The 12302-nt window shown below is 40.6% G+C and carries 14 protein-coding genes; 7 read left to right on the top strand and 7 right to left on the bottom strand.

The genetic code is table 11. The features are described from left to right. Positions 1-20: 20 nt before the first annotated feature. A complete protein-coding gene (locus MSHOH_RS18365) occupies positions 21-560 on the bottom strand; it encodes a GNAT family N-acetyltransferase (protein ID WP_048141855.1) in 540 nt (179 codons plus the stop codon). A 568-nt stretch (positions 561-1128) separates the two neighbouring features. On the opposite strand from MSHOH_RS18365, the gene MSHOH_RS18360 reads away from it, so the two are divergent. The 3 genes from MSHOH_RS18360 to MSHOH_RS18350 all read left to right on the top strand — a co-directional run bounded on the left by MSHOH_RS18360 (position 1129) and on the right by MSHOH_RS18350 (position 4871). Continuing rightward, the gene (locus tag MSHOH_RS18360; protein WP_048141853.1) at positions 1129-2187 is read left to right on the top strand and encodes a hypothetical protein; all 1059 of its coding nucleotides are present in this window, start codon (positions 1129-1131) and stop codon (positions 2185-2187) included. A gap of 621 nt (positions 2188-2808) precedes the next feature. Continuing rightward, entirely contained in the window at positions 2809-4521 is a 1713-nt protein-coding gene (locus MSHOH_RS18355; protein ID WP_048141851.1) for a histidine kinase N-terminal 7TM domain-containing protein, read from the top strand. Between the two features lie 83 nt (positions 4522-4604). Continuing rightward, positions 4605-4871, top strand: coding sequence for a hypothetical protein (locus MSHOH_RS18350; protein ID WP_162197659.1), 267 nt, complete (start codon positions 4605-4607; stop codon positions 4869-4871). Positions 4872-4909: 38 nt separating this feature from the next. Here MSHOH_RS18350 and MSHOH_RS18345 read toward each other — a convergent pair whose 3' ends face one another. After that, positions 4910-5224: a hypothetical protein gene (locus MSHOH_RS18345; protein WP_048141847.1), complete on the bottom strand. Its 315-nt coding sequence runs from the start codon at positions 5222-5224 to the stop codon at positions 4910-4912. A gap of 172 nt (positions 5225-5396) precedes the next feature. Between MSHOH_RS18345 and mtaA the strand changes: the two genes are divergently transcribed. Next, positions 5397-6422 (top strand): methylcobamide:CoM methyltransferase MtaA, encoded by a 1026-nt coding sequence (gene mtaA, locus MSHOH_RS18340; protein WP_048141844.1) that lies wholly within the window; start codon positions 5397-5399, stop codon positions 6420-6422. A gap of 3 nt (positions 6423-6425) precedes the next feature. On the opposite strand, the gene MSHOH_RS25775 is transcribed toward mtaA, so the two are convergent. Continuing rightward, positions 6426-6551 (bottom strand): hypothetical protein, encoded by a 126-nt coding sequence (locus MSHOH_RS25775; protein ID WP_275425539.1) that lies wholly within the window; start codon positions 6549-6551, stop codon positions 6426-6428. Positions 6552-6558: 7 nt separating this feature from the next. Here MSHOH_RS25775 and MSHOH_RS25770 point away from each other — a divergent pair, with 7 nt between their 5' ends. Next, positions 6559-6687: a hypothetical protein gene (locus MSHOH_RS25770; protein WP_275425538.1), complete on the top strand. Its 129-nt coding sequence runs from the start codon at positions 6559-6561 to the stop codon at positions 6685-6687. Positions 6688-6719: 32 nt separating this feature from the next. On the opposite strand, the gene MSHOH_RS25410 is transcribed toward MSHOH_RS25770, so the two are convergent. Further along, positions 6720-7061: a DMT family transporter gene (locus MSHOH_RS25410; protein WP_239451399.1), complete on the bottom strand. Its 342-nt coding sequence runs from the start codon at positions 7059-7061 to the stop codon at positions 6720-6722. A 262-nt stretch (positions 7062-7323) separates the two neighbouring features. Here MSHOH_RS25410 and MSHOH_RS18330 point away from each other — a divergent pair, with 262 nt between their 5' ends. Continuing rightward, positions 7324-8043 carry a cupin domain-containing protein gene (locus MSHOH_RS18330; protein WP_048141842.1) on the top strand — a complete coding sequence of 240 codons (720 nt, stop codon included), beginning with the start codon at positions 7324-7326 and terminating at the stop codon, positions 8041-8043. 47 nt (positions 8044-8090) lie between these two features. Here the strand turns inward: MSHOH_RS18330 and MSHOH_RS18325 are convergent, their stop codons facing one another. The 3 genes from MSHOH_RS18325 to MSHOH_RS18315 form a co-directional block, all read right to left on the bottom strand. Continuing rightward, positions 8091-8969: a GNAT family N-acetyltransferase gene (locus MSHOH_RS18325; protein WP_239451053.1), complete on the bottom strand. Its 879-nt coding sequence runs from the start codon at positions 8967-8969 to the stop codon at positions 8091-8093. A gap of 76 nt (positions 8970-9045) precedes the next feature. Continuing rightward, complete coding sequence (locus MSHOH_RS18320) at positions 9046-10170, bottom strand: hypothetical protein (RefSeq protein WP_048141840.1); 1125 nt, start codon at positions 10168-10170, stop codon at positions 9046-9048. Positions 10171-10435: 265 nt separating this feature from the next. Further along, positions 10436-10978, bottom strand: a complete 543-nt coding sequence (locus tag MSHOH_RS18315) for an IMPACT family protein (RefSeq protein WP_275425594.1) — start codon at positions 10976-10978, stop codon at positions 10436-10438. 465 nt (positions 10979-11443) lie between these two features. On the opposite strand from MSHOH_RS18315, the gene MSHOH_RS22380 reads away from it, so the two are divergent. Beyond that, complete coding sequence (locus MSHOH_RS22380) at positions 11444-11830, top strand: hypothetical protein (RefSeq protein WP_052730922.1); 387 nt, start codon at positions 11444-11446, stop codon at positions 11828-11830. Positions 11831-12302 lie beyond the last annotated feature (472 nt).

Here is a 12302-nt window from a genome sequence, read left to right as displayed (position 1 = left end):
TTTTAAATCTCAGTTTCTTTTCATTTCTGGTCCTGTTCAAGGAATTTCTGTAGCCATATTATATCAAAACATTTCCCAAACTTGGTTCCGACTTCTCTAAATCTCCCACATTCAATAAAACCATATTTTAGATGAAAGTTCAGGCTGGCTTCATTTTTTGAGGATACATTTGCAAGGAGACTTTTCATCTTTTTTTTCCCGGCTTCCATACAGAGTTTTTCCAGCATTCTCGATCCAAGTCCTTTTCTTCTGTATCCGGACAGGATAAAATAGGAAACTACACCTGTGTGCCGGAAGTTGGGGAATGGGAAATATGGTCTGAGGGCTCCGATCCCTATAATTTTACTTTCTTCTTCAATCACGTAAAAAGGAAAATGACCGCCTTCATCCTGCTCTTTTTCACTCTGAATAGCTTGAAAAAATTCGGGTCCCACCGGAGTTTCGATATAGGCTGCAAAACTATTTTCAACGTAATAGTTAAAGACCTCAAGCATTCCGGGGACGTCTTCAGTTGAAGCTTCTCTTATTAAGTACCTTTCGAAACTTTTGCTTCCCTGCATATATAGTAGTCTGAAAATTAATATTTAAATTTTTTTAATTAGTAATCCTCTTTTTTGATTAGTTTTATCTTTTCTTTAACTAATGAAATGGGATTAAGTCTTTGAATCTTAGAAACAGGCCTTTGAGGCGTTGCTCAGGAAAATGAAGTAATGGACTTTTGAAATTATATACCTGAAGCTTTGCAGCAAACGAAGATTTGTTTCTTTACCTTCTTCATTTTTTTATGTTTATATCCATTTTGATTTTTTTTCCTTTGGATCATGCAGATCGCTACCTCCCGTTTTTTATATTGATCTATATTTTTCCAGCTATTTGTCACGATTTATATTTATAATTAATTTTCAGTGCGAATATATTTATATACTTATGCTTTTCTACTATCTTCTGCAGACAATTATCCAAACCGAGCCCTGCAGTTCAGTCCGGATTATGATGATTTAATGGGGCATCAGGTTCAGAGGGCTGAGATTAGTTATTTTTCAAAAACTCAGGCAAGATCCAACCCTGAGAGTAAAAAACAGGAGAAAAAGAATTTTCTCAATATATTTCTACAGAAGTGAAAAATAGATGTTCCTGAACGAAAACAGAATTGTAGAAAAGGTCTGTGAACTTCCGACTACACTTGGAGATATCTCCGAAAGCATCTTCGGAGGAATCAGCACAAAAAACGGCTTGCTTCACCGGCTTGCCGTTCCAGAAGGAGGCGATTCTGAGTCGCTTTATCTTTGTGAGGGTCTTTGTAAACCCGTAATTATAGAGTCTGAACTTATTTATCCTTACGTTTCAGGCGATTTCTCAGAAAAATTTGCGTTTAACTCCTCACCTTACCGTTTTATGCTCCCTTATGATCTTTCAGACAAAGGCAAAAGGAAGGAGTGCAGAATAATACCTCCAGAAGAACTGAAAGTCAGGTTCCCTATGGCATACGGGAGAATTCTGGAATTCAAAAATCAATTCAGTCACAATAATTCTCCTCTCGAATCTGCGGACTACAGTGTTAGAGGCAGAAAACTTCTGGAGTACCTTAACACTCCAAAGATAATCGCTACCGAAGGTTACCGTTTGCTGGCAGTCTACGATACTTCCGGAAGTTATGTCTTTGAGAACGGTTGTGGAATTGTACTCAAAGACCCGGGAAAATATCCTTATGTAACTGCAGTCCTTAACAGTCAGATCTCCAGACTCTTTCCATCAGTCTGTGAGTATGAGATGATATATTCAAGCTCTGTAACCCCTGCAGTAATGAAGCGCTTCCCGATTGTATTTCCCGAGGACAGGTTGACTGAGGACCTGATCACAAATGTTTCCGATTATCTCATGTTTATTAACCGACAAAAGTATGCGGCAGGATACGGTGCCGCGAACTGGCTTGATGAGCTTGCAGTTTTCTATGAACAAATTTCAGATCTTCTGGTTGTAGACACTTACCTTGGAGATGGCATTGATCCCAGGCTTCTGGATGCCCTTGAGGAAAATATCCACCCATATGCAGGAGATGTGGAATCTGAAAGCGATGAGAGCCTTCTGAGTGTACTCTACTACATCAAGCAGAAGATTCTGGAAAGTTCTAACTTTAAAAAATACGGGTTTGATGCAGAATTCTCTGGAATTCTCAGCTTCCTTTAATCATAGAGGAATCTGAGTAAACTTTAAAGGTTTATTCCTTTTAAGATTTATTCAGAACTTTAATTTTTTTTGTTGTTCGCAATCTTTGATTTGTCACGGAAACCAGACTCTATATATCACATAGTGTAACAAGAGGAAAGGTTATTAAGTATAAAGGAAAACTCATAGAGTATTAAAAGAATCAGAATTTATTTGAAAGCAATATCACAAGGTAATGAAAAGTAAGGAAACTTTGGAATACTCAAGGACATTGAATGTTCGGATGATCTCTTCGGTACTTAACGTCCTGAATATATATCCAGATATTCTGAATAAATAGTTTGAAAACTTATCATATTTTATGAGAGTTTAATCTGAAAAAACGTTTTTTAGTTTTTATAGGGAGTATTTATAAGTCTTTATCTCTCATTTTCTGGATATATCCCGTGAATACCATATCAGAAGATTATCTGCTTCCCACGCAGGATACATAAACTTATATAGATAGTCTTTATGTAATTATGAAATGTCTGGTGTTTTTTTACTTCTATTTCCTGACTCTCCCAATTCTCATAATCATAAAATTGAAAAAAGGAAGGTCGTCTTATCAGCCTGCAAATTCCCATCACTGTGATTCCCTTTATGGGGGCATTAATTTTTTCTGGGCTTATATCTACCTTGCTTGCAATCAGAGCATACAAGGCCTTTAATTACCGCAGTTTGCCTTTTACAAGATATTTTATATTAATCATGCTTTGTATGGCTCTATGGTCCGTAAATTACGCTTTTGAAATCGGGTTCATGGATATCGAGTATAAATATATATTCGCTCAGCTACAGTATTTGGGAATCGCCTTTGCCCCTGTAGTGTGGTTTTTGTTTGCAGCTGAATATTCCGGAGTATGCAGACAGTTTGCACGAAAGTATGAGAAACTGCTTTTTCTTTTTCCCTGCCTTACAATTCTGTTGATGCTTACAAATAAAATCCATGGATTGTATTTTGAAGGGTTTTATCTTGACTACTCAGGAGAGTTTCCTCTCCTGGTACTTAAACATGGGCCATTTTTCTGGATTTTTTATATCTATTCTTTTGTCTTGATCTTTCTCGGAATCATTTTCTTTTTCAGACAGTTTGTCCGCCTTACCGCACCTTACGGAACTCAGGCAGCCATTGCCCTTACTGCAGCCTGTGTTCCGGTTCTTGGAAACATACTTCACATAGCAGATATAGGGCCCTTTGCATTCTTTGATCCCACTCCCTTTTCCTTTGCGATAACCGGCTTGATTCTTTTCTGGGGCACAATCCAGCATGAGTTCCTTAATATTATTCCGGTTGCCAGAGAGAGTGTGATAGAATCCATGAACGATGGGTACATTGTTATGGATGTTTCAAACTCCATAGTGGATATTAATAAGGCAGCGCTTGAACTCGCCGGAAAGGTCAGAAAAGAGGTCATGGGAAAAAACTTAAGTTGCCTTTTCGGAGAGGGAGTGGAGATTTTAGGTCCTGTGCCTGAGGGAAGCTTCGGCAGGGAAATTTCAGTCAAAAGCGGTTCGGAAACAAAGTTCTTTACTGTCAGTGTCAGCCCTCTTATGACAAGAGATGATGCAGAGGGCAAACTGGTAATGATTCACGATATCACAGAGCTATATCTGTACCAGGAAGCGTTGAAGCAGGCAAATAAGAAGATAAACCTCATGAGCAATATTACCAGGCATGATATTCTCAATCAGGTGAATGTACTTTCAGGATATACCGAGCTGATTTCTGAAACGCTTCCTCCGGATGTAAAGGGAGACCCCAGGATTTCGAAGTATCTTCGAAACCTTAACAAAGGAATTGAAACGATTCATAGCCAGATTATTTTCACGAAGGACTATCAGGAACTTGGAGTTGTTTCTCCTACATGGCAGTCCATATGCAGCATTGCAAAAGAGGCAGCTTTCGCTTTTTCAGGTCAGGGAATAAAGTTTTCCATTGAGGACAACAGTCTCGAAATATATGCTGATCCCCTGCTCAAAAAAGCTTTTTACAACCTTTTTGACAATGCAAGAACTCATGGTGAACATGTCAGCGAGATTAATGTAAGCTCTCGTATAGCCGGAGAAAATGTTATAATCGAAGTAAAGGATAACGGCATAGGAGTCTCTCCTGTCATGAAGGAACTCATTTTTGAAAAATCCGTAGGTAGAAATACCGGGCTTGGTCTTTTCCTTGTCAGAGGTATAATTTCCATTACAGGTATGGAAATTATTGAAACGGGAGTTGAAGGGGAAGGAGCAAAATTTGAAATTAAAGTCCCGCCTGGTAACTGGAGGATAGCTCCGACAGAGAGTAAAGCTAGTTCCACTTGAGAGGAACATTAAGTTTGATTCGTCGCGTCAGTAATAAAATGTCGTATAAAAATCAATTACGGATATTCAAAATTACTCAATCTTTGAAGATTGACGCAACACGAGAAAGTCTCAGAAAAGGAACTGAAGTAATTCATCAGCAGCTTATTTTCACCAGGGACTATCAGGATATAGGAATTGTGTCTCTAGTCTGGCAGTCAGTAAGCGAGATAGCTAAAGAAGCCGCATTTTCCTTTTGGATATATATGAAACTGGAGTTAGGGAGAAGACTCCAGATTTGTTATTACAATCCTTCATGTAAACTGGTGGTCAGCTGCTTCAAAAAGCAGGTGCTCAAACGCATAATTTGAGACTAAATCCACCTGTAAAATGTTTGCAGGTCCGGATTTCAATAATCAAGCAATCCCGAATAAGCCATAAATGCAGTTGACAGCATCAGAAGTAAAGTTGCAATCACCACAGCGATCAGCAGCTTACTTTCTTTTTTGTTTATTTTTTCGGGTCTGGTCCCTACTTCAAGGAAAGCTCCAAGGCTAACTCCGGCTCCGATTCCTATCGCAATGCCTATTATCGTCCCTTCCATAGTACTATCCAGCGCTGGTCCGAGGATAAAAGCCCCGTAAAGACTTCCAAGAGCGGCACCTATTGCAAAGGCAAGAACTGCCCACTGTTTCTTTTGTTTATAATTTTTTTGTTTTCCCATTTTTCTCTCACCCGTCAATTCTACCTAATTTCTGTGGAGTTTTTTGATTTATATTTTTTTATATCTCCTCTTCAGTATATTATAAAATAACGAATATATTCAGGACTTCATTGTTTGAGCTGACAGTCAAATCTCAACAATCATAAACCTCTGGATTATATCTGGTGAAATAATGAACGAATTTACTTTTAATACGAGATTTAAAAGGGCGCTGAAAGGCGAATCTCTTGATATGGTTCCTGTTTGTTCCGTGACCCAGACAGGCACTGTCGAACTTATGGAAATGACAGGAGCTTACTGGCCTCAGGCTAATTATGATGCCAGCAAAATGGCGGCACTTGCCCTGGGGGGACACGAGATTGCAGGATTTGAGAACGTGCGCTGTCCTTTCTGCACTACAGTGCTTGCCGAGACTCTTGGCTGTACGGTAGCTGAAGGCAGTATCGATATACAGCCGTATGTGACTGATTTTCCCTGCAAGAAAAAGAAAGATGTTAAGAATATTTCAGTCCCGGATTCTCTTCTTGAAAGCAGGCGGACCTCAGTAGTTCTGGATGCGGTCGGAATCCTGAAAGAACATGTAGGGGAAGACGTGCCTGTTGTTGCTGGGCTTGTTGGGCCCGCCGGACTTGCTTCCATGCTTGCTGGCATGAAAAATTACCTTATGTGGTTTGTCACAAATCCTGAGGTTGTTGAAGAGCTGATGGGAACTCTGAACGAAGCCTGTATCGAATACGCGAATGGCTTGCTGGAAAGAGGAGCAGACGCCGTGACCCTGATAGACTCTGAAGCCGGACCTGACATCATTGCTCCCCAGATGTTTGAGACCTCGGTTTTCCCGCTCTACAGGAAATTCTGCAGAGAGGTCACAGGCTTAAAAATTCTACATATGTGTGGAGATGCCACAGCCGTCCTTGACTCTCTGGCAAATGTCGGGTTTGATGGGATTAGCATTGAAGAGAAAGTGAGTGTCAGTTTTGCAAAGGAAATTGTAGGAAACCGGGTACGTCTGATAGGAAATGTTTCCCCTTCGGATACCCTGTTAGCAAAGGGTCCTGATGAGGTTATGATTGAAGCCAGGGCATGCCTTGAAGACGGGATCGATATACTTGCTCCGGGCTGCGGCCTTGCTCCGCATACTCCGCTCGAGAATATAAAAGCACTTTTCAGGGCAAGAGACGAGTATTGTTCACTGTAAACTTCAGGGAGGGTCCTGAGGAGGAACCCGGGAAGGGAGTTCTTTTAAAAAGCATCCGGAAACTCCTTCACCCATTTTTTCGGAAATCTTCTCTGAGTCTTTAAGGCTTATAATCAATGCAGAACTCATAATTAAGGTGCAACCTGCAAGAGTTTCGGAAGACAGTGAAATCCCGAGTACAGCTATATCAAAAAATACTCCACTGACAGGTTCTATCAGGGCTAGAAGGCTTCCGGTCTGGGCTTTAAGGTTGGCAAGCCCCTAAAATTGTAAAGATTTCTCCGAAACCTATGGAAACTATCCCGAAAGCATTCCTGCTATCATGCCCAGCATATAGGTACCTGTAAGTTCCATGCCGGAAAGCCCGTCTTCAGGTCTGACTATCAGAAAAACCCCTGTAATTGCAATAAAAAGAGCAGCTATACTTTCCTTTCCTATCTTTTCGTTCAGGAGAAAAGGAGAAGCCAGTATCACATAAATCGGGGCTGTATACTGGAGCAGAATCGCTATGGATACACAGGTAATCTTCAGACAGGTAAAATAGAGAAGCATACATACAACCACCAGAACTCCCTGCAGGAACAGGCTTCCTTTCTTTTTCTTTAGCCTGAGATCAGAGGTTTTCCCCCTTGCAACTATATATAAAAAAGAAACAGAATTCCGAAAAACAATCTGTAAAAGATTACCGGAGAAATAGCCATATCATGGATACGGGAAATAAAAAGCCCGTTCATGCTGTAAAACACACAGCTGATAATAACTGCCAGATGCGTCTTTTTGCTCTCCAGAAACATTCTGCATGGATATACGGATAGCACTTATATATTTATTGGATCTCTATCTGTTTAAAGAAATTATTCTAAGCCATACACAAATTCAGTCCGGGTGAAGGTGGACATTCTTGAAGTCTTTCACAGAAAGCGATCATAAAGCAGTTAGGGACAGAATCCCGGAGATTCTTCAAAGTTCAGGTAAAGGTTGTGCCTTCAAAGAACTTTCCGATCCTGAATTCCTTATTGAGCTGGAGAATAAGCTTGAAGAAGAATTGGCTGAGTACCTTGAGAGCAAAGAGGTTGAAGAACTTGTCGACCTGCTGGAAGTAATTTACAGGATTACAGAACTCAAGGGCTTTTCAAAAGAAAGCCTTGAATCGTTAAGACTGAAAAAAAGGCAGGAATGGGGCGGGTTTGAAAAGAATCTGCTTTTGCTTGATATTCCTGATGAAAAGTATCCATATCATGAATTTCCTGCCGCACCAGAAGAATTTCCTCGTATAGTTTTCAGACCTGAAAAATCAGAAGTAATCAAGAAACATGGAGTCAGTATGAGAATTTATACAACGAAAGAAGACTGCCCCAGTGCTGCTATCCTCTATCAGGAGACGGATACAGGCCATGCAGAAGAATTTGTTCACAAAAAAAGCAATTTTCTTTATTATATTCTTGAAGGGTCAGGCACATGGGTAGTTGAGGACAGAGAATTTGAAGGCAGGGCAGGGGATGTGATAGTAGTGCCTTCGGGAAAGAGATTCTGGTTCCGAGGAAACCTTAAACAGATTTGCATAACTACTCCTTCCTGGGAAGAAAAATATGAACGGCACATAAGGGATATTGAACTGTAATCTCTTTCCTGTGCTGTTTTTTCTTTCCACCTGTTTCTGCTCTGCACTTATCCGAGTTCGAAACTCGTAACTCCATAAACTTTATCAAGTTCTATATCAGGCTCTTTTCGGCTGTACATGCGTATAGTCCTGAACATCACATTCATATTGTATTTCTCTGCCATTTCCACCGCTTTTTTATTGGGTTCGGGGACGTCAAGATAAATGAACTCCCCGGGAACTGAAGCCTTAAGAGCTCTGAAAATCTTCTCTGCAGTACCCTGGTCATTCGCAAAAAGAGGCCCTATTTTATAACCCACCCGACACTTCCTTATAACGCCGTACCCTTTGAGATCTCCAGCTTCAAGAGTTGCGAAGGCATAAGAATCAGGCTGATTGATCCATTTTTTCAGAAAACCGGGTCTCAGGGCAGGAAACATCCTCCTGTCGTATTCAAGCAGTTTTCCAAAAGGGACTTCCGAGACCTTTACCATACCATCCGGAGTTTCTCCTCCTCCCTTACCTTGATAACGCAGGTTGCTATAGGAAGACTTGAACTTCATAGCTTTCTGGTATTTCTCTTCGTTTTCTACAACGCCGTCAAGCCCGATGTTTCTGTCTCCCAGGTGTTCCAGGCATTTTTCGGTCAGTTTCATTCCTATGCCTTTTTTCTGGAATTCAGGTTTGACCACGTAGAGCCCGAGAAAACCAAAATCATTATCATATACAACAGCAGAGGCGCAGCCAGCTGGCTTGCCCTCAAGCTCTGCAATAAAAAAGCCTTCAGGGTCAGCTTCGTAAAAAAGTTCACCATCATGGACGCCGGGGTTCCAGCCTTCGGCAGCTGCCATCTCAATTGCAAATTCAGCCTCTTCCCGGCTCATTTTTCGGATTTTCAGATTTTTTATTGTTTCCGAGTTCTTATCCATGACAGTTAATATTCTCACTTTCTATTTATTTTTTAAGTATATTCTTCCTGGCTTTCCTCATGACCGTTTTTTTTGTATGGTCAGGGTTGCAGGCTTAGATTTTTCTTCTCCTACCTTTACCTGCAGTGACTGCAAGATAAGCCGCTACGACTGCACCTGATACGGGGTATATTCCAAGAGGAGCTTTTGCTTCGGCTTCATCCTCAGTCTCTTCTCCGACAGCTGCTCCGGTCTCGGAAGTGTCTTCCGTGAACATAAAAATGTCCATAGTGCCTTTGCGCTTGTCCTGCCAGACTATCCGGTTGCCGTCTATTGCGGGGTTGCTTTCATATTCAGATGCCGTGGAAACGGTCTTTTCCTGCCCTGTGGCTATGTCGTAAATAAAGATGTTTGTTCCTTTAATTCTCCCGTCAGCCCAGACTATTCTTCCGTCCGAGATAACAGGGGTTTTCTGTGGTTTGGGGTCAATGCAAACAGCTGTTTCTTTCCCGCTGGAAATTTCGTACATGTAAATGTCAAGGTTTCCGTCACGCCTGTCCTCCCAGACAATGTAGTCGCCTTCAACAACAGGGTTTGTCTGTGCTGCAGAATCCGTGACTACAGGGCTTTCTTTACCGTTATTGATGTCGTACATGTAAATATCTTCATTCCCATTGCGCGTATCTTTCCAGACTATGATATTTTCCCAGATTGCAGGCTGGCTCTGGTCGGCTTTATCCGTTGTTATCTGGGTTTCCTTTTTCGAAGTGATATCATACATGTAGATGTCCGTGTTCTGGTTTCTGCGGTCCGTCCATACAATTATGTTGCCCGAGATTGCAGGTTCCCTCTGGTCGGCTTTGTCTGAAGTAATCCGGCTTTCTGCTCCTGAGACAATATCGAGCAAATATATATCATAGTCTCCTCTCCTGTTGTCCGCCACAACAACATGGCTGCCTGAGATTGCAGGCTCTATTTCATCTTTTGAGCCTGAGAGCAGGGCGGATTCAGTCCTTCCAACGGACATATCATACATGTAAATATCCCAGTTTCCGTCCCGCTCATCCTGCCAGACAATATACTCTCCTGAGATTACGGGGGTGATCTGGTTGCTAAAAGCAGAGTTAATTTCCTGCTCGGTTCCTTTCAAAGCCTCGCTGGCAGCTGAACCTGCACATGCGCCAAGTGCAATGAGTAAAACAGCTGAGATAAATACAATTGAAATTACATTATGCTTCAAAGTCACACTTCCGATATTCCTTCTGGAGTTCAATAAGGGTTATTTGATATAGTACGGTTTAAATTTAAGGCTAAGTTTTGGTTTAAACCCTGTTCTTTTACTTAAGATATTTACGCAGAACTGCTCAATAACCGGAGAGTCTTTTTTAGAGTCCCCTAATAATGTATGTCTTCCATACTTTTTAGCGATTTCTTGAATTTTAGTTTTTTCTTTTTTAAGGAATATTCTGTGGAACTTAATGTTAGAATGGATCTGGAAACTTTAATTAAGCCTTTTCAAGCTCAATTTTCTTTCTTGTGAGTTTTGCCAGTTTTTCACGAAATTCTTCTTCAAAATCTTTTTTTATGAAAAAACCTAGTTCGACGGTATCGGAGTATTTTTCTTGCTCTATTCTCCCGTATTCCTCTATGAGCTTCTTTATTTTCTGAAGCTCCGAGTATCCGGAGCGCGCAGTGAACATTATCTCTTCAAAGACCTCGACAATACCTGCCTCTTCGATAGCTGAAACTGCTGTCTCTCTATAAGCCCTGGAGAGTCCCCCAAAACCAAGTTTTATGCCTCCAAAGTACCGGGTCACAACTACAACTACATTAAAGAGCCCTTTTGACTCGATAACCTTGAAAACAGGCTTTCCGGAACTACCCGCAGGCTCTCCGTCATCATCATATCTGAGGGCAGAGGAACCCTCTTCTCTTACAAGATAAGCTGAAACATTATGGTTTGCATCTTCATGCAGCCTTTTTATTTCATTTATGAAAGCTTTTGCTTCTGTTTCATTTTTTACGTGCCTGGCATACCCGATAAATATAGAGTTTTTGAATTCTTTTTGAGCCTTTCCAGAGCTTTTCAGGGTTTTGTAGTTATTCAGGGTCTTGTCCTCAATATTTCTTGCTTAATTACTTTTGTACTTAAGGCTTTAAAGTTTTACAGTCGCGCGACAGGACAACACTGTAATATCTTTAAGTAATCTTCTGTTGAGCTTTGACTCGCCGCCTTTCAAATCCTGCTTCTATTCCTTCTCATTAGACTATTTAAGAACATAATCTTCCTTCAATTTCGAAAATGAGCATGTATAATCCGAATATCTTAGTATATTATCTTATAAATGACGATTTGTTGGAGTAATTGTAACCCCTTCGTTCTCTTATTTTTTTACCAAATCGAAAGGTTTTAATCTAATTGGCTGGTCATGCATAAATATCTCATATAAAAGTCTCATGAATTTGTATGAGATGGGTGTAAAAAAGGAAGAGAACTTTTAGAGGTAAAATTAATGAAAAAAATGTTAAAGATCATGGCAATGCTCCTTGTAATTGCTACTGTTGTCTTTGCAGCCGGCTGTGCTGAAAAGACAGATGAAGGAGCTACCGAAGAAGCGCCTGTAGATGCCCCCGTAGCTGAAGAAGGAGCCGCCGTTACTGGTGAAGAAGTTGCTGAAGAAGCTCCAGCTGAAGAACTTGCTGCTGATGCTGATGTTGTCGAAGAAGACGCTGACGTTGTCGAAGAAGACGCTGATGTTGTCGAAGAAGACGCTGATGTTGTCGAAGAAGACGCTGATGTTGTCGAAGAAGAAGACGCTGACGTTGTCGAAGAAGACGCTGATGCTGCCGAAGAAGACGCTGATGCTGTCGAAGAAGACGTTAACGTCACAAAAAAATAAGCAGTTTGTTCTGACTAACAACATGCGTAGCCTTTTAAGGCTACATTTTTTCTATTTTTTAATTGACTATTATCCGTTCATATTTCCTGTAAAACCTGGGAGAACATATTTTTTTATAAATCTCCGTGCCAGAGTGGTTCTTCTATTTTTCTGTCATAATCAACGAATAACAAAACAATCGGATAAAATCGCACATTTAAAGAATTATTAGCACTGAAGCCTTCTAAGATATCAGTTTTTACATAAATGTTTTATTAACACAGATCTTCGGGATAGAGCCTCAACGACATCAGTGTTTTTTCCTTATTGCTCTCAGGAAGATCATTATAACTTTTCTTTTGTTCCCTCAGGATGAGCTCCTGACTTTTTAATCTTATACTCGTTTATACCTTGGTTCTACTTGGGTGCACATGGTATCTCAGCTTACTTAGAAAAATAAATGAAGACAAACATTGGAAGTTTATTAAATACC

Origin of the sequence: Methanosarcina horonobensis HB-1 = JCM 15518 (assembly GCF_000970285.1) — an archaeon.
GTDB lineage: Archaea > Halobacteriota > Methanosarcinia > Methanosarcinales > Methanosarcinaceae > Methanosarcina > Methanosarcina horonobensis.
Note: the sequence above shows the minus strand (reverse complement) of the source record. Positions and strands in the feature narration are given on the sequence as shown.

What these genes read in the sequence shown, in the direction of transcription:
- MSHOH_RS18365 (WP_048141855.1), bottom strand. Translation starts at nt 560, where the DNA reads ATGCAGGGAAGCAAAAGTTTCGAAAGGTACTTAATAAGAGAAGCTTCA.
- MSHOH_RS18355 (WP_048141851.1), top strand. Translation starts at nt 2,809, where the DNA reads ATGGGGGCATTAATTTTTTCTGGGCTTATATCTACCTTGCTTGCAATC.
- MSHOH_RS22380 (WP_052730922.1), top strand. Translation starts at nt 11,444, where the DNA reads ATGAAAAAAATGTTAAAGATCATGGCAATGCTCCTTGTAATTGCTACT.
- MSHOH_RS25775 (WP_275425539.1), bottom strand. Translation starts at nt 6,551, where the DNA reads ATGAGTTCTGCATTGATTATAAGCCTTAAAGACTCAGAGAAGATTTCC.
- mtaA (WP_048141844.1), top strand. Translation starts at nt 5,397, where the DNA reads ATGAACGAATTTACTTTTAATACGAGATTTAAAAGGGCGCTGAAAGGC.
- MSHOH_RS18360 (WP_048141853.1), top strand. Translation starts at nt 1,129, where the DNA reads ATGTTCCTGAACGAAAACAGAATTGTAGAAAAGGTCTGTGAACTTCCG.
- MSHOH_RS18345 (WP_048141847.1), bottom strand. Translation starts at nt 5,224, where the DNA reads ATGGGAAAACAAAAAAATTATAAACAAAAGAAACAGTGGGCAGTTCTT.